Here is a 16924-nt window from a genome sequence, read left to right as displayed (position 1 = left end):
CGGCAAGCCGGCTCCCACACGTACAGTGGATTGCGGGAATCCTGTGGGAGCCGGCTTGCCGGCGATTGGGCCGCGCAGCGGCCCCGGCTATTGCTCAGGCACGCACATAGCGCTGGCGCAGCACATCACTGAAGGCATCCACCAGCAACACCAGCACCAGCATCGCCATGATCACCGTACTGGCCTGCGCCTCCTGGAACAGGCTCAGGGTGGTATAGAGCATCTGCCCGAGTCCCCCTGCGCCAACAAACCCCAGCACACTGGCCATGCGAATGTTGTTTTCCCAGCGATACAAGCTGTAGGCCAGCAACTGCGGCCACAAATTGGGCAAGGTGCCGAAGCAGAACGCCGCGACCTGCCCGCCCCCCTGCAGGCGTATCGCCGCTGCAGGCTCGACCGGCGCATTCTCCAGCGCTTCGGCGAACAACCGGCCCAACACCCCTGCCGTGTGCAGCGCCAGGGCCAGCGTACCGGCATTGGGACCCAACCCGGCTGCCAGCACCGTCAGTGCCGCCCACACCAGCTCAGGGATGGCGCGCAAGGCATTGAGCAACAACCGCGCCACCGATTGCAGCGGCCAGCCGAAACGCCCCGCCGCCGGCAAGGCCAGGAGCATGCCCAGCACCATCGCCAGCAGCGTACCCAGCCCCGACATCGCCAGGGTTTCCAGGGCGCCATGACCCACCGCGCGCAGATGCTCTGTGGATAAGTCCGGTTGCAGGAAGCGACCCACATATTCGCCCATCTGCCCCAGCCCGCCATCGCCAACCAGCGCGTGCAGGTCCAGCTGCAGATAGCCAAACGACGCCACCACCGCCGCGACGATGGCGCTGATGACCAGCAGGTTGACCAGCCGGTTCATGCCAGCCTCCCGCGCAAGAAGCGGCTCAGCAGGTCAGCCAGCAGTACCAGGCCAAAAAAGGCCAGCAACATGCTCGCCACCTCACCGCCGGCGAACATGCGCATGGACAGGTCGATCTGCTGCCCCAACCCGCCGGCGCCGACAAAGCCCATCACCACCGACGCACGCACGGCGCATTCCCAGCGATAGACGGTGTAGGACACCAGTTCCGCGACGGCACTCGGCAAGATGCCATAGCCGAATGCCGCCAGCCGGCCACTGCCGCCCTGCATCAAGGCATGCGCGGGACGCTGGTCGACCGACTCGAAGATTTCCGCATAGACCTTGCCGAGCATGCCGCTGTAAGTGATGGCGATGGCCAGTACACCCGCAGTCGGCCCCAGGCCCACGGCACGAACGAACAGCAGTGCCCAGACGATTTCCGGCACGCTGCGCAGAAAGATCAGCAAGCCCCGCACCGGCATGCGCACCAGGCGCGACCACCCGCCCGCACGCCCGCTCCGGGATGCCGCGCGCAGCGACAGGGCGCGGCTGGCCAGAAGGCTGGTGGGGATCGCCAGCAGCAGCGCCAAGGCCATGCCGGCGGTGGCAACGGCCAGGGTCTGCAAGGTCGCGGTGTACAGCAGTTGGAGGAACTCGGCATCGTGCGCCGGAGGCCAGAAGGCGCGGGTGAAGTTGGCGATCTGCTGACGGTTTTCCGCCTGCAGCAAGACCCCAGGGTTCAGCTCGCTCAACTGCAACCCTGGCCACGACACGGCCAGGGCAAGCAACGTGAACAACAACCGCGGCAATAGCGCCGGGTCGCGGGCCTCGGCCTTCAGCATCGGGGAATCTGCACAGTCAGGGTCGGCCCCTGAACAACCGGCGAGGCCAGTTGTTCGTTGGCGTAAAGGGCATCGAGCAGCTGCTCGCTCACGGCGTGCGCCGCACAGTCGAATACCACCCGCCCCTCACGAATGCCGATCACCCGTGGGAAATGCGCCAGGGCCAGTTCGACCGCATGCAGGCTGGCCACCAGCGTGACGCCGTTAGCCTGGGCATGGCGGTTGAGCAGTGCCAGGCTATGCTCGGCCAGCACCGGGTCCATGGCCGACACCGGCTCATCGGTCAGCAGCACTTCAGGGCGCTGATACAGGGCCCGGGCGATACCGACTCGCTGCAACTGGCCACCGGACAATTGCCCGCACTGGACGAACAGCTTGTCGGCCAGGCCCAGTTCCGCCAGCACCTGTCGCGCGCCCGGCACATCGGTGGGGTAGACCAGGTTGAGCAGGCCGCGCAGGGTGCCCCACTGCCCCAGCCGGCCGGCCAGCACTGCCGTGACCACCCGCTGGCGCGGCGGCAGGGGCGGCGCCTGATGCACCAGGCCGATCCTGGCTCGCAAGCGTTGACGGGCGCCGGATGACAGCGCCCAAGGCTGTTCGCCGAACAACTCCAGGTGACCACTGCTGGGCTGCACGGCCGTGGCCATCAGGTGCAGCAGGCTGGACTTGCCAGCCCCCGAAGGGCCGATGATCGCCACCCGTTCACCCTTGTCGATACGCAGGCTCACCGCCTCGAGCGCGCGGACCTGGCCATGTCTCAGGCCGGCGCCGTGTACATGAATAGTCACTTGAGCAGGCCGGCCTCGCGTGCGGCTTGCTCGGTGCCCTGGTAGTTCTCGGGCTTGGTCTCGATGAAGCGGCTGGCCGCCTGCAGGTCGAGGATCTTCTTGTGCTCCGGGTTGGCCGGATCGAGGTCGAGGAAGGCCTTCTTGATCTTCTCTTTCAGCGCCGGCTCCATGTTGCCGCGCACCGTCCAGTTGTAGTCGTAATAGGCCGGCGTGGTGGCGAATACCTTGACCTTGCTGGTGTCGACCTTGCCGGCATCGACCAGTTTCTGCCAGACGCTGGCGTTGAGCACGCCGCCATCGACCTTGCCGGCCTGCACCCAGGCCACGGTAGCGTCGTGGGCGCCGGAATAGGCCACGCGGCTGAAGTAGCTTTCCGGCTTGATGTTGTCTTCCTTGAGCATGAAGTAGCGCGGCATCAGGCTGCCCGAGGTGGACGAGATCGAACCGAAGGCGAACGACTTGCCCTTGAGGTCGGCCAGGCTCTTCACGTTGGGGTTGGCGGTGATGAACTTGGACGTGAACTGGGCGTCCTGCTCACGCTGCACCAGCGGCGTGGCGGTCGGGTCTTTGAGGTGCACCTGAACGAACGTGAAGCCGCCCAGCCAGGCCAGGTCCAGGCGGTCGCTGGCCAGCGATTCGACCACCGCCGGGTAGTCGGCCACCGGTACGAACTTCACGTCCATGCCCAGTTGCGTGGACAGGTACTTGCCCAGTGGCTCGAACTTGCGCAGCAGTTCGGTCGGCGCCTCGTCAGGGATGGCACTGACCCGCAGGGTTTCAGCGGCCTGGACGACAACGGCACAGCAGGACAGCACGAGGCCGGCGGCGAGCGCCAATGGGCGTTTGAGCATGGGAGTTCTCCGGTTCGATAGCGGGGAAAATGCGGCAACCTGCCGACCGTGGGAAGTATAAGAGCCAGGGGCGCAAAGGCCAGCTTTGCTACAATCGCGCAACAATTCGATCCCAGAGGTGCGTATGAGCGAGCCGATCCGCCTGACCCAGTACAGCCACGGTGCCGGCTGTGGATGCAAGATCTCCCCCAAGGTGCTGGATGTGATCCTGGCCGAAAGCGGCGCCCAGGCCCTGGACCCGAAACTCTGGGTCGGCAATGCCTCGCGCGACGACGCCGCCGTCTACGCCCTGGATGACGAGCGTGGCGTGGTCTCCACCACCGATTTCTTCATGCCCATCGTCGACGACCCGTATGACTTCGGCCGTATCGCCGCGACCAACGCCATCAGCGACATCTACGCTATGGGGGGTGACCCGCTGATGGCCATCGCCATCCTCGGCTGGCCGGTCAACGTGCTGCCACCGGAAGTTGCCCGCGAGGTGATCCGCGGCGGTCGCGCGGTCTGCGCCGAGGCCGGCATTCCCTTGGCCGGCGGCCACTCCATCGACGCTCCCGAGCCGATCTTCGGCCTGGCGGTGACCGGCGTGGTCAGCAAACGCCACCTCAAGCGCAACGACACCGCTACCGTCGGCTGCCGTCTGTACCTGACCAAGCCACTGGGCATCGGCATCCTCACCACCGCCGAGAAAAAGGCCAAGCTGCGTGAACAGGACCAAGGCCTGGCCCGTGACTGGATGTGCACCCTCAATACCCCGGGCAGCCGTTTCGGCAAGCTCGACGGCGTCAAGGCAATGACCGACGTGACCGGTTTCGGCCTGCTCGGCCACCTGGTCGAACTGGCCGAGGGCAGCGGCCTGACCGCGCACCTGGACTACGCCGCCGTGCCACGTCTGCCCAGCGTCGAGCATTACCTGGCCGAAGGCTGCATTCCGGGTGGCACCCTGCGCAACTTCGACAGCTACGGGCACAAGCTCGGCCCGCTGAGCGACGAGCAGAAGCACCTGCTGTGCGACCCGCAGACCAGTGGGGGTCTGCTGGTCGCCGTCAGCCCTGAAGGCGAAGCCGAATTCCTCGCGCTGGCAGCTGAACTGGGCCTGCAACTGTCGCCAATCGGCAAGCTGGTCGAGCGACAGAGCCACGCAGTCGAGGTGAACTGATGCGCCCCGACTGCACCGACTTCCGCCAGCTGTTCCTCGATGACGCGCCCATGATGGACATGCGCGCGCCCATCGAATTCGCCAAGGGCGCCTTCCCAGGCGCTATCAACCTGCCGCTGATGAACGACCAGGAGCGGCAGAAGGTCGGCACCTGCTACAAGCAGCAAGGCCAGGCCGCCGCCATCACCCTCGGCCATCAACTGGTCAGCGGCGCCACCAAGCGTGAGCGTCTGCATGCCTGGGCCAGCTTCGCCAAGGCGCACCCCGATGGTTACTTGTACTGCTTCCGTGGCGGCCTGCGTTCGCTGATCGTCCAGCAATGGCTGCGCGATGAGGCGGGCATTGCCTACCCCCGGATCAAGGGTGGCTACAAGGCCCTGCGCACCTTCCTGCTGGAGACTACCCAGCACGCTGTCGAGCAGTGCGATTTCGTGCTGGTTGGTGGCCTTACCGGCACCGGCAAGACCGATGTGCTGCACCAGCTGAACAATGTGCTCGACCTCGAAGGCCACGCCAACCACCGTGGCTCCAGCTTCGGCAAGCGCGCCACCGCGCAACCGGCGCAGATCGACTTCGAGAACAAGCTGGCGATTGATGTGCTGAAAAAGCGCGCCCGCGGCATCGAACAGTTCGTGCTGGAGGACGAAGGCCGTATCGTCGGCAGTTGCACGGTGCCACTGGCGCTGTACCAGGGCATGCAGCAGTACCCGATGGTGTGGCTGGAAGACAGCTTCGAAAACCGTGTGGAACGTATTCTGCGCGATTATGTGATCAACCTCTGCGCCGAGTTCGTCGCGCTGCATGGCGAGGAAGAGGGCCGCCGACTGTACGCCGAGCGCTTGCTGCAGAGCATGGCCAATATCCACAAGCGTTTGGGCGGAGAGCGCTTCCAGCGCTTGCACGAGATCCTGGGCCAGGCACTGGAAGAGCAAGCGCGTAGCGGTGCGGTGGACTTGCACCGGGGCTGGATCGAGGGGTTGCTGAAGGAATATTACGATCCGATGTATGCCTACCAGCGCGAGGCCAAGGCTGAACGCATCGAGTTTGCGGGGGATGCCGTGGAAGTGCGGGAGTACCTCAAGGCCCGTAAACGCTGAGGGCCGCTTTGCGCCCCAATCGCCGGCAAGCCGGCTCCCACATGTACCTGTGGGAACCGGCTTGCCGGCGATGAGGCCAGCACAGAACACATCACTGCCCCGGGCTGAGCACCCGCTCCAGCTCCGCCGCCCGCTCCCGGGTCATGTCCAGCACACACATCCCCCCTTCAAGCTGAGCCAGGGTCCCGCCACTTGCCTGCACATGAAATCTGCAGTTGGCGTCACGATAGCCAATCCATTGCCGCTGCACTTCGCGCAAGCGCTTCTGTTGCCCGGCATCCAGCCTGCCCATCAAGTGCTTGTAGACGCGGTTCAGGCGCTCATCCTGCAGCTTGGTCTCGGCCTGGATGCAGCCGCTCATGGCTACCGTGCTGGACGCCTTGTCCATGCACTGGGTGTACGCCGGCGAGTTGTCGCCAGCCAGCGCCAGCGGCATGCAACCGGCCAACGCCAACCCCATCAGATACTGCTTGTTCATCGCAATCCCTCAAAATGCCTGCAACTGTTCCGGCGGCATCAGCACCTTGCCCGGCTCGAAGCGCAGCGACGGCATCTGCGTGGCGGCATACAGGGCGAGCGCCAGCGCGGCGATCAGCGCCACATCAAGCCAATGCCAGCCCGGCATGTCGGCACTGCTGCGCGCCTTCCAGCAATGCCACGCCTGCCCTGCACAGAACACGGCAATAGACGCCAACCACAGGTAGAAGCCTGCACCGAAGCCCGTACGCTCCTGGAACGCATAGCTGATGTTATCCGGCAGCCGTTCGATGCCGAAGCTGCTGGCCGCCAGGTACAACGCACCCAATCCGGCCACCAACGCCAATCGGCGATAACGCCGATGGGCAAGGATGGCCACGGCCAGCAGCGGGTTGGCAAACCATTGAAACAGCCCGAACGGCACACCCCATGGCCCATACAGCAACATCTGCAAGGCCGGCATGTGCCTGCCGGCGCTCATCAGCGCGCCGTCGAAGCACAGGGCAAGCAGGTAAAGGGCAAGGCTGCAGGTCAGGTAGAAAGCCGTCATGCCACAGGAGGCTCGAGCAGCAAGCCGTAGATGCCGGAATCGGACAGCTCGCCCGCCACGCACCAGCGCGCGCGCAATGTGCCTTCGAGGACGAAGCCCTGGCGTTCGAGAGTACGCGCCGAGCCCTGGTTACGCGGGTCGATCTCGCCTTCCAGGCGGCGCATGTGCAGGGTGTGGGCGAGGTAGTCGATGAAACAGGTCAGCGCTTCGTCCATGTAGCCCCTGCCCTGCACCGCACTGGCCAGGCAATAGCCGATCTCGCCACGGCGCGAGACATCGTCGATGTTGAACAGCTGAACCATACCGATCAGTTCGCCATTGTCGCGGCGGTACATGCCCAGCTTGAGCTGGTCACCATTGGCATAGGCCTCACGGTCGGCAGCGAGGGCGCTTTCGGCCTCGGCCAGGTTCTGCCAGGGCGCGTGATGCCAATAGCGCATGACCTCGGGGTCGGCCATGATCGCCAGCCATTGCGCGGCATCGGCATGGCGCATGGGCCGTAGCTGAAGGCGCGGGCTATCGAGACACAGGTCGCTGGGGAAACTGCGGGGTGGGGTCACGCCGGATCTCCTGTCCATTGCTGGGGAGATGACAGTCTAACGTCATGTGACCTGTTCGAGCAGCCCATCGCCGGCAAGCCGGCTCCCACAGGTTCCGCGCAGGCCACGACCTTGCGCTGTACCTGTGGGAGCCGGCTTGCCGGCGACAGGGCCCGAACAGACTATCGATGCACGATCAGGCCACCTCGGCCCCATCATCCGGCCAATGCGGCTCGTTGGCCCCCGGCGGTGTCAGCGGCGGCAACCCATAGGCCGCCCGCGCATCGTCACAGCTGGGGTTATGCACCCCACCCTCCCACGACGCGTCGAACTCGCGGCAAGGGCTGGAACGGTTGGCGTAGATGGTGCACGCCACCTCTTTGCCGATCTCGCCCTGCAGGCTCACGCAGCGGCAGGGTTTGGCGTCGGTACCGATCATCGCGACCCGGGTCGGGTTGATCTGCACCACCAGGTCGTCAGGCACGAGGCCGCCGGCAGACTGGCATTCGCCCCAGAAGAAGGACACACGGAAGTACCCGCAGCAGGCGCCGCAGTCAAGGCAAGGGTTATATTCGGACATGATGGCACGGAGGGAAGGTTGTTGTTATGGGGGCGAGGCCCGCGGCGCCATTTGTAATCGAAGCCGGTGCTGCTGAGAAGGGGCTGATGCAAAAAAACATGGCCACTGATCTGACGGCGGTAGCAGCGCATCGTGCTACCGCTGAAAAAGCGGCCACCTCAGCGATGGCCACCTCTGAGGATCAGCGCAGGGCCTTGAAACTGTTGGCATCCCGACACTGCTGGCTGAGGCCGTCGCTCGGCACGAAATGATCGCCACGTACCCCGCTGAAGCTGGTCTGGGCTTGGCCATGGTGAACAAAGCGATCGGCCTTTTTGCCCTCAGTGATCACGGTATAGGACTGGCTGCGCATCGCCTGGTACTTGTTGTCAGCCGCACCGATCGAGCTGAGGTAATCGTTCAGCTGGCGATCACTGAGCCTCAGGCATTTGTCCAGTTTCACACCCCAGCGCATCAGGCAGACTTCTGCAAAATGCCGCACGATGAGCCCCGGTTCGACCAGTACCTTGCCACCGCCGGCACCATCGAGCGAAGCATTGCCCACCAGCGTGGCATGGCGCCCTGGCATTGGGTATATGCACATGCGTGTGCTGCTTTCAGCAGCGGGGATGACGCAGGCGAAGCCTTTGGACCGCTCGTCACGCGAGAAGAACCCGACGTACTCTTTGACATTGCCAGCCAATTTGATTCGATGCGATTGCAAGTTGCCGACCCCGGGTACCGGGTCGATGGCGAAGATGTTGACGGGAACATGCTTGAGTTGAGGGTCCTCCGCCATCGCATTGGCAAGCATATGGCAACTGATACCACCGCGGCTCCAGCCAACCAGGTTGACCTGGGTCGGAATGACCGGTTTGCGGAACTGGGCAATGATCTGCTCCTGCAGCGCCTGTGGTGTCGGTTGACGCTGGCCATAGCTGTAGGTGCGCCAGAACCAGGAGCTTGTGGAAGTGGCTTCGGGAATGGGTACACCGGCTGCCTTCAACTTCGCGTATTCGCTCTCGGAGAGTTCGGTGCGCTGCCAGTCGCTCTTGCCCTTGATGACATGCAGTACATGGGAGACGTTCTCTTCCCAACCTCGCCCGAACAACGTGCCTGACCAGTTGAAATAGCTGCCCGGTTCGACGAACAGATTGTCATCCTGCTGGTTGCCACTGCCTGGGCCGTCGACCGCAATCCAGTGCGCGAACTCGCGGCTTTGGTCATTGCTGGCCAGCGTCGATACCAACTCGCCGTTCCAGAAATTGGGGTTCGAATCATCGAACCGGTGGGACCCGGTACCGCAGAAATAAGCCGTGAAAACACTCATTTGCACACCTCGTCTATCGAATGAAGTGCGCAAAGCTATTGATTGTTCAGACTCGCGAGCAGCCGGAAAACTTGCCGATCACCAGAAAAAAGCCGCGAGAGGCTGAACCTGCTCGCGGCTTTTTGGCCATGCGCCTGATGCCTACTTGCGGATCAGGCCGTCGGCTCGGAACATCTGCCGTATGCCACGAATGGCCTGGCGAATGCGGTCCTGGTTTTCGATCAGCGCGAAGCGCACATGGTCATCGCCGTAGTCACCGAAACCGATCCCCGGTGAAACGCAAACCTTGGCCTCGGCCAGCAGCTTCTTGGAAAACTCAAGCGACCCGAGATGGGCATATTGCTCCGGGATCTTGGCCCAGACGTACATCGACGCCTTGGGGTTCTCGACCATCCAGCCCAGCTCGTGCAGGCCCTTGACCAGCAGGTTGCGACGCTGGCGGTATTGCTCGGCGATGTCACGCACGCATTGCTGGTCCCCTTCAAGCGCAGCAATTGCCGCAACCTGCAGCGGGGTGAACGTGCCGTAGTCGTGGTAGCTCTTGATCCGCGCCAGGGCACTCACCAGCTCGGGATTGCCGACCATGAAGCCGATCCGCCAGCCTGCCATGTTGTAGCTCTTGGACAGCGTGAAGAACTCCACCGCAATGTCCTTGGCGCCCGGCACCTGCATGATCGACGGTGCCTTCCAGCCGTCGTAGACGATATCGGCATAGGCCAGGTCATGCACCACCAGCACATCGTATTGCTTGGCCAGGGCCACCACGCGCTCGAAGAAGTCCAGCTCGACGCACTGGGCGGTAGGGTTGGACGGGAAGCCAAGGATCATCATCTTCGGCTTGGGGATCGACTCGCGGATCGCGCGCTCAAGCTCGTTGAAGAAGTCCACACCCGGCACCAGCGGCACCGAACGCACCTGGGCACCGGCGATGACGGCGCCGTAGATGTGGATCGGGTAGCTCGGGTTGGGCACCAGCACCGTGTCGCCATGGTCGAGGGTGCCAAGCATCAGGTGCGCCAGGCCCTCTTTGGAGCCGATGGTGACGATGGCTTCGCTTTCCGGGTCGATGGCGACGTCGTAGCGCTCCTTGTACCAGTTGGAGATGGCACGGCGCAGGCGCGGGATACCGCGAGACGTAGAGTAACCGTGGGTGTCATCACGCTGGGCGACTTGCACCAGCTTCTCGACGATGTGCGGCGGCGTGGCGCCATCGGGGTTGCCCATGCTCAAGTCGATGATGTCCTCGCCACGGCGACGGGCTGCCATCTTGAGTTCGGCGGTGATGTTGAAGACGTAGGGCGGGAGACGATCGATGCGCGCAAAGCGGCGCGGCGAACCTGGGTTGGCCATGGCTTCCTCTGGAGACGTAAGCGCCCGGAACCGTCCGAGCGACGCTGGCCGCTGCGGCGGCCGAATCAGAAGATAATGCCGCTGGATATCGCCTGTAAAGGACAATTACCTGTTTTGTTAGATCTTTTCAAACTGATGCTTTGAATATTTCAGATTTTCAGTAGCCGCACTGGCCTCATCGCCGGCAAGCCGGCTCCTACAGGGACATCAGGGCCCTCAAGAGCAGTGGTGTACCTGTGGGAGCCGGCTTGCCGGCGATAGGGCCGGAGCAGGCATAAAAAAACCCCGGCACCAAGGCCGGGGTTTTCGTGTAACAGGCGACTGTATCAGCGCGCGTACGTCATCAGCACGTCCGCGGCAGTCTGGCTGTCCACCGACATCATCACGCTAAGCGCAGTGACGGTGAGGATGGAGAAGCCGAATACCTTGCGCGCCCACTTGCTGTCGTCCTCGGCCTTGTAGCCACCCCACGCCATGTACAGCCAGTACAGGCCCATGGCTGCTGCCACGGCCAGGTAGCCGAGGCCGGCGTAACCGCCGAGGGTGAGCATCAGGGTCGCGAGCACGAAGGCCAGCACGTACAGCACGATCTGCTTCTTCGCCGCGAGGATGCCGCGCGCCACCGGCAGGACCGGAATGTTGGCAGCGCTGTAATCCTTGAAGCGGAAGATCGCGATGGCAAAGCTGTGCGGCATCTGCCACAGGCTGAACATCACCAGCAGGGTTACCGCAGCCAGGTCGAAGCTGTTGCTCACGGCGCAGTAGCCGATCACCGGAGGCATGGCACCGGACAGGCTGCCGACCAAGGTGCCGTGCACCGATTTGCGCTTCAGCCACAGGCTGTAGAAACCGACGTAGACGATGAAGCCTACAGCTGCGCAGAACGCCGACAGTGGGTTGGCCTGGACATACAGCAGGCTGAAACCCGCCACCCCGAGCAGGGTGGCGTAGATCAGCGCGAGGGGCAGCGACATGCCGCCCTGCACCATAACGCGGTTCTTGGTGCGCTCCATCTTGTGGTCGATGTCACGGTCGATGCAGTTGTTGAACACGCATCCGGACGCAACCACCAGCGAAGTACCGATCACCACCGCCAGGAACAAGGCGAAGTCCACATGGCCCTTCGAGGCAAGGAAGAAACCGCCTGCCACGGAAAGCACGTTACCGAAAATGATCCCCGGTTTGGTGATTTGGATAAAGTGCTTAACGGACATGCAGTCTTACCTCACTTGGCCAACATTTCGAAGTGGATGCTGAACATGATCCACAGCGACAGGCCGACCAGCAGTGCAATTACCATGGCGGTGAACAGGAACGTCGACACGTTGGAACGCTGCTCTTTCGAGCGGTCCATGTGCAGGAAGTACACGAGGTGCACTACCACCTGGATGACGGCCATGGCCACCACGACCAGGACGGTCAGGTTCTTCGGCAGGCTTGGGAACATCACCAGGCCGAACGGGATCGCAGTCAGGATGATCGACAGTACGAAGCCGACCATGTAGGACTTGACGCTACCGTGATTACCTTCGTGATGAGTGTCGTGTGCGTTAGCCATTACAGAACCCCCAGCAGGTAAACGACGGTGAATACGCAGATCCAGACCACGTCCAGGAAGTGCCAGAACAGGCTCAGGCAGCTCATGCGGGTCTTGGCGGTCGGCGTGATGCCGTGCTTGTTGATCTGGTACATCATGATTGCCATCCAGATCAGGCCGGCGGTCACGTGCAGACCGTGGGTGCCTACCAGGGCGAAGAAGCCCGACAGGAAGCCACTGCGCTGAGGACCGAAGCCCTCGGCGATCAGGTGATGGAATTCATAGATTTCCATCGCGATGAAGCCTGCACCGAACAGGAAGGTCACTGCCAACCAGCCCAGCACACCTGCTTTCTTGCCGTCGAACATCTTCAGCATGGCGAAGCCGAAGGTGATCGAGGACAGCAGCAGGAACGCGGTTTCAACCAGCACGAAGTCGAGCTGGAAGATGTCGTGACCCGACGGGCCGCCGGCAAAACTGCCGGACAGCACCGCGTAGGTGGCGAAGAGCGACGCAAACAGGATGCAGTCGGTCATCAGGTACAGCCAGAAACCGAGTACGGTCATCTGGCCCGAGTCGTGGTGGTGGTCGTCATGCCCATGGTCGTGACCATGAGCAGCGCCGTGCATTACTTGACTGGACATTGATTACACCCGCTCAAACGATTCGACACGTGCGCCGGCAGGCAGAGCACCTGCTTTGGCCAGCGCTTTCATGCGCTCGCCTTCGATGCGCGCCACTTCTTCGGCCGGAACCATGTAGCCCTGGTCGTCACGCGCAGCGTGGCGAACGAAGACAGCGATGGTTGCAACCAGGCTTGCGCCAACCAGCCACCAGATGTGCCAGATGAAGGCAAAGCCGAAGACGGTCAGGAACAGGCCCATGAACAAACCAGTGGAGGTGTTGCTCGGCATGTGGATCGCGTCGAACTTCTTCGCTGGCTTGTAGGCGTTGCCGGTCTGCTTGGTTTCGTGCCAGGCATCCAGGCCAACCTGCTCAGGCATGTGGGCGAAGTTGTAGAACGGAGGTGGCGACGAAGTCGACCATTCCAGAGTACGACCGCCCCATGGGTCGCCGGTCACGTCCAGGTTCTGGTTGCGGTCGCGGACCGAAACGTAGAGCTGGATCAGCTGGCAAGCGATACCGAACAGGATCAGCACGGCGCCGACGACGGCAACGTACAGGTAGGGTTCCCACAGTGGGTTGTCGGAGTGGTTCAGACGACGGGTCATGCCCATGAAGCCCAGGGCGTACAGCGGCATGAACGCTACGTAGAAGCCCGAGATCCAGAACCAGAAGGCAGCTTTGCCCCACTTCTCGTTCAGGGTGAAACCGAAGGCTTTCGGGAACCAGAAGGCGAAGCCGGCGATGTAGCCGAACACCGCACCACCGATGATCACGTTGTGGAAGTGAGCGATAACGAACAGGCTGTTGTGCAGCACGAAGTCAGCACCTGGAACAGCCAGCAGAACGCCGGTCATGCCACCGATGGAGAAGGTGATCATGAAGCCCAGGGTCCACAGCATCGGTGCGGTGAAGCGCACACGGCCCTGGTACATGGTGAACAGCCAGTTGAACAGCTTCACACCGGTCGGAATGGAGATCAGCATCGTCGCCAGGCCGAAGAAGGTGTTGACGCTGGCGCCGGCACCCATGGTGAAGAAGTGGTGCAGCCATACAGCGAAGCCCAGGATGGCGATTGCGCCCGATGCGTAGATCATCGAGTGGTGGCCAAACAGACGCTTGCCGGAGAAGGTCGAAGTCACTTCCGAGAACACGCCGAAGGCCGGCAGGATCAGGATGTAAACCTCAGGGTGACCCCACGCCCAGAACAGGTTGACGTACATCATCGGGTTCCCACCAAGCTCGTTGGTGAAAATGTGGAAGTCCAGATAACGGTCAACAGTCAGCAGAGCGAGTGCGGCGGTCAGGATCGGGAACGAAGCGACGATCAGAACGTTGGCCCAGGTGCAGGTCCAGGTGAAGATCGGCATGTCCATCAGTTTCATGCCAGGTGCGCGCATCTTCATCACGGTGACGAGGAAGTTCACACCGGTAAGCGTCGTACCCAAGCCTGAGAGCTGTAGCGCCCAGATGTAGTAGTCGACACCCACCCCAGGGCTGTACTGAATGCCCGCGAGCGGCGGATAGGCAACCCAGCCGGTCTTGGCGAATTCACCAACGCCCAGCGAGATGTTGACCAGCAGCACGCCTGCCAGCAGCAGGTAGAAGCTCAGGGAGTTCAGGAACGGGAAGGCAACGTCACGTGCACCGATCTGCAGAGGAACCGCCAGGTTCATCAGGCCGGTGAAGAACGGCATCGCCATGAAGATGATCATGATCACACCGTGGGCGGTGAAGATCTGGTCATAGTGTTCAGGCGGCAGGTAGCCTTCGGAGCCGCCGGTAGCAGCAGCCAGCTGTGTACGCATCATGATGGCGTCGGCGAAGCCGCGCAGCAGCATGATCATCGCGACGATGATGTACATCACCCCGATTTTCTTGTGGTCGACCGTGGTCAGCCACTCGGTCCACAAGTAGGTCCACTTGCGGAAATAGGTGATTAGACCGACGACAGCGATACCGCCGAGCGCGATCATGGCAAGCGTCACCATGACTATCGGCTCGTGATAGGGTATCGCCTCCAGGCTTAATTTACCGAACATCTCTTACTCCTCTGCCCCGGCAGCTGGTTGCATACTCGATTCCACACCCTTGGTAGTGGCCAGATCTTTGCTGCCTGCTTCTTCGTGGACCGGCTTGCCGCGGTTCATGCCTTCGTACTTGTCAACGATCGACTGGAACAGCTCTGCTGGTGCCTCGCTGTACAGCGCGACTGGGTTGTATTCGCTAGGTTTGGCCAGAGCTTCGTACTCTGCCTCGCCCAGTTTCAACGGCGACTGCTTGACCTCGGCGACCCACTTGTCGAAGTCTTCCTGGGAAGTTGCAGTAGCCTTGAATTTCATGCCGGTGAAGCCAGCGCCGCTGTAGTTGGCGCTGATACCGTCGAACTCGCCGTTTTCGTTGGCGATCAGGTGCAGCTTGGTGGTCATGCCGGCCATGGCGTAGATCTGGCCACCCAGGCCCGGGATGAAGAACGAGTTCATCACGGCGTCGGAAGTGACGCGGAAATTGACCGGGGTGTTAGCCGGGAAGTTGATCTTGTTGACCGTCGCGATGCCCTGCTCCGGGTAGATGAACAGCCACTTCCAGTCCAGAGCGACCACGTCGATCTGAATCGGCTTCACGTCCGAATCCAGCGGACGGTAAGGGTCCAGCTTGTGGGTGGAGTGGTAGGTGACATAACCCAGGGCGATGATGATGATGATCGGGATGATCCACACCGCAGCCTCGATCTTGGTCGAGTGCGACCAGTCGGGGGTGTAGGTGGCCGCCTTGTTGGAAGCACGGTACTTCCAGGCGAACGCCACGGTCATGATGATGACCGGGATCACCACCAGCAGCATCAGGCCGGTAGCGATGAGGATGAGGTTCTTTTGCTCAATGCCGACCTGACCTTTCGGGTCGAGCAGGGTCCAGTTGCACCCACTGAGTAAAAGCATGCCTAAAAAGGGCAATATGCCAAACAGTCTGGGGTAACGCTTTTTACTCATCTCACGACCTCTAGATCAGCTTGCTTCAATGCAATTTGTGTTTTGGTAGCCAGCACTTCGTCCTGCCAAGTGAGGCAATTCACGCCCGTACTCGCTCCTGCCTGGGGTCCGACTGCAGGACCTTGGCTCAAGCGGGTTAGCGGTGCTTATGGTTTCGTAGGCAAAAGGCCTGTACTTCAGACCAAATCCATTTGGTGCGGGAAAACGCGGAGGGGTGTCCGCTCGGTATCGCCGCTGGGCGAAACTTGACGAAGTCAGCAAAAGAAAGCGCTGGGCTTCCTTCAATCCTGCGACTCGCAAGCAGTGCCGAACGGAAATTGGGGGCGATTGTAGTGAGGTCGCCAACCCTTGACTATGACTTATTGAGCAACAGTCTTTTACAGAATCCGTAACAATAGGTACCCGAAATTCAACTTCGCGACAGTTTGTCGCACCCCGCTTGATAGACCTCAAAGCCGCATGTGGCAAGGGTTTGTGATTGATCTGGATCAAGCGGGAGGGGAATTTTCCCTCTTCTCTGTGGGTGCAAAAGACCTCACTGAATTCGGGACTAATGTCTAACGATGGCGCCGATTGCGGTAGATGCCGAGCGGAACCAGGATGGCCGTGAGCACGAATGCCACCAGTGCCCATTGCGCCAGCGACAGGCCGAGGATCGGCGGGTATGCCGTGCTGCAGAAGCCGTCTACCTGAAACGCCAATGGCCAGAGCTTGGCCAGGGGCAGGTCGTCGACGATCGGCTGGAGGGTGTCGATACCGCAGCTGACCATGGGGTTGGCGAGTATATACACATGGTTGCCGGCCGCAACGATTCCGCCAATCGCGCTGAGTACCACAAGGCACTCGAAGAAGGTCAGGCTGCGGCGTCCAGGCATCGCCGCGGCAATGAACGCGAAGACCGCGATGAACAGCAGTGCATAGCGCTGCAGGATGCACAGTGGGCAAGGCGCTTCGCCCAGCACGACCTGCATGTACAACGCGCCGCCGATCAGGGACAGACAGATCAGCCCCAGCAGCACCAGAAAGCGCCGTTCCCGATTCAGGCGCAGTGTCAGTTCGTTCATTGCCGATTCCTTCGATGGATAGAGGGCAGCGTCATGGGCCTGCCTGGCGCAAGTCTACACGCAGGCAGGGCCTTGTAGCGTGTCGAGGAAGCGGCGAGACAGCACTGCGCAGGGCTATCCGGAGATGGCTTCAGACCGGCTGCGGCAACGTCGGTTCAACGTCGGCCGGTAAAAAGCGGCAGATCAGGTACCGCGCAGGGGCAAGCCCCTCGACACCCGGGAGTGAAGGATACAGTGATTAAAGGAGGATTAAGGTGAAAGATGGCCGTTGCGGCTGATCCTTCCTTATATATAGCAGGTGACTGTACCGGCCTCATCGCCGG

The 16924-nt window shown here is 61.9% G+C and carries 18 protein-coding genes; 2 read left to right on the top strand and 16 right to left on the bottom strand.

From position 1 onward, the window contains the following. Positions 1-94: 94 nt before the first annotated feature. The 4 genes from phnE to PMI38_RS11205 are packed head-to-tail and all read right to left on the bottom strand — an operon-like array spanning position 95 to position 3325. The gene (phnE, locus tag PMI38_RS11220) at positions 95-862 is read right to left on the bottom strand and encodes a phosphonate ABC transporter, permease protein PhnE (RefSeq protein WP_008093857.1); all 768 of its coding nucleotides are present in this window, start codon (positions 860-862) and stop codon (positions 95-97) included. Then, positions 859-1686: a PhnE/PtxC family ABC transporter permease gene (locus PMI38_RS11215; protein WP_008093855.1), complete on the bottom strand. Its 828-nt coding sequence runs from the start codon at positions 1684-1686 to the stop codon at positions 859-861. Before PMI38_RS11215 ends, phnE begins: the two co-directional genes overlap by 4 nt. After that, positions 1680-2474, bottom strand: a complete 795-nt coding sequence (locus PMI38_RS11210; protein WP_008093853.1) for a phosphonate ABC transporter ATP-binding protein — start codon at positions 2472-2474, stop codon at positions 1680-1682. The genes PMI38_RS11215 and PMI38_RS11210 overlap by 7 nt, the downstream gene beginning before the upstream one ends. After that, positions 2471-3325, bottom strand: a complete 855-nt coding sequence (locus PMI38_RS11205; RefSeq protein WP_008093851.1) for a putative selenate ABC transporter substrate-binding protein — start codon at positions 3323-3325, stop codon at positions 2471-2473. Before PMI38_RS11205 ends, PMI38_RS11210 begins: the two co-directional genes overlap by 4 nt. 124 nt (positions 3326-3449) lie before the next feature. Between PMI38_RS11205 and selD the strand changes: the two genes are divergently transcribed. Together selD and mnmH are read left to right on the top strand one after the other, a co-directional pair. Further along, positions 3450-4484 carry a selenide, water dikinase SelD gene (gene selD, locus PMI38_RS11200; RefSeq protein WP_008093849.1) on the top strand — a complete coding sequence of 345 codons (1035 nt, stop codon included), beginning with the start codon at positions 3450-3452 and terminating at the stop codon, positions 4482-4484. After that, positions 4484-5581 (top strand): tRNA 2-selenouridine(34) synthase MnmH, encoded by a 1098-nt coding sequence (gene mnmH / locus PMI38_RS11195; RefSeq protein WP_008093847.1) that lies wholly within the window; start codon positions 4484-4486, stop codon positions 5579-5581. The genes selD and mnmH overlap by 1 nt, the downstream gene beginning before the upstream one ends. A 91-nt stretch (positions 5582-5672) precedes the next feature. Here mnmH and PMI38_RS11190 read toward each other — a convergent pair whose 3' ends face one another. The 12 genes from PMI38_RS11190 to PMI38_RS11135 form a co-directional block, all read right to left on the bottom strand. Further along, positions 5673-6059, bottom strand: a complete 387-nt coding sequence (locus PMI38_RS11190; protein ID WP_008093845.1) for a lysozyme inhibitor LprI family protein — start codon at positions 6057-6059, stop codon at positions 5673-5675. Between the two features lie 9 nt (positions 6060-6068). Next, positions 6069-6608: a hypothetical protein gene (locus PMI38_RS11185; RefSeq protein WP_008093843.1), complete on the bottom strand. Its 540-nt coding sequence runs from the start codon at positions 6606-6608 to the stop codon at positions 6069-6071. After that, a complete protein-coding gene (locus PMI38_RS11180; protein ID WP_008093840.1) occupies positions 6605-7168 on the bottom strand; it encodes a GNAT family N-acetyltransferase in 564 nt (187 codons plus the stop codon). The genes PMI38_RS11185 and PMI38_RS11180 overlap by 4 nt, the downstream gene beginning before the upstream one ends. Positions 7169-7343: 175 nt before the next feature. Then, positions 7344-7727: a YkgJ family cysteine cluster protein gene (locus PMI38_RS11175; RefSeq protein WP_008093837.1), complete on the bottom strand. Its 384-nt coding sequence runs from the start codon at positions 7725-7727 to the stop codon at positions 7344-7346. Positions 7728-7908: 181 nt separating this feature from the next. Then, positions 7909-9036, bottom strand: coding sequence for a hypothetical protein (locus tag PMI38_RS11170; protein WP_008093834.1), 1128 nt, complete (start codon positions 9034-9036; stop codon positions 7909-7911). A 141-nt stretch (positions 9037-9177) separates the two neighbouring features. Then, positions 9178-10386 (bottom strand): alanine transaminase, encoded by a 1209-nt coding sequence (alaC, locus tag PMI38_RS11165; RefSeq protein WP_008093832.1) that lies wholly within the window; start codon positions 10384-10386, stop codon positions 9178-9180. 326 nt (positions 10387-10712) lie between these two features. Further along, positions 10713-11600 (bottom strand): heme o synthase, encoded by an 888-nt coding sequence (gene cyoE, locus PMI38_RS11160; RefSeq protein ID WP_008093829.1) that lies wholly within the window; start codon positions 11598-11600, stop codon positions 10713-10715. Positions 11601-11611: 11 nt separating this feature from the next. Beyond that, on the bottom strand, positions 11612-11944 hold the full coding sequence (gene cyoD / locus PMI38_RS11155) for a cytochrome o ubiquinol oxidase subunit IV (protein ID WP_008093827.1): 333 nt from the start codon (positions 11942-11944) through the stop codon (positions 11612-11614). Then, positions 11944-12567: a cytochrome o ubiquinol oxidase subunit III gene (gene cyoC, locus PMI38_RS11150; protein WP_008093824.1), complete on the bottom strand. Its 624-nt coding sequence runs from the start codon at positions 12565-12567 to the stop codon at positions 11944-11946. The genes cyoD and cyoC overlap by 1 nt, the downstream gene beginning before the upstream one ends. A gap of 3 nt (positions 12568-12570) precedes the next feature. Then, positions 12571-14589, bottom strand: a complete 2019-nt coding sequence (gene cyoB / locus PMI38_RS11145; protein ID WP_008093822.1) for a cytochrome o ubiquinol oxidase subunit I — start codon at positions 14587-14589, stop codon at positions 12571-12573. Positions 14590-14592: 3 nt separating this feature from the next. Then, entirely contained in the window at positions 14593-15537 is a 945-nt protein-coding gene (gene cyoA, locus PMI38_RS11140; protein WP_008093820.1) for a ubiquinol oxidase subunit II, read from the bottom strand. A 557-nt stretch (positions 15538-16094) separates the two neighbouring features. Next, positions 16095-16601 carry a disulfide bond formation protein B gene (locus tag PMI38_RS11135; protein ID WP_008093818.1) on the bottom strand — a complete coding sequence of 169 codons (507 nt, stop codon included), beginning with the start codon at positions 16599-16601 and terminating at the stop codon, positions 16095-16097. Between the last annotated feature and the right edge of the window lie 323 nt (positions 16602-16924).

Origin of the sequence: Pseudomonas sp. GM84 (assembly GCF_000282535.1) — a bacterium.
Classification (GTDB): domain Bacteria; phylum Pseudomonadota; class Gammaproteobacteria; order Pseudomonadales; family Pseudomonadaceae; genus Aquipseudomonas.
The sequence above is the reverse complement of the archived record's forward strand: the minus strand, read 5'-3'. Positions and strand labels throughout refer to the sequence as shown.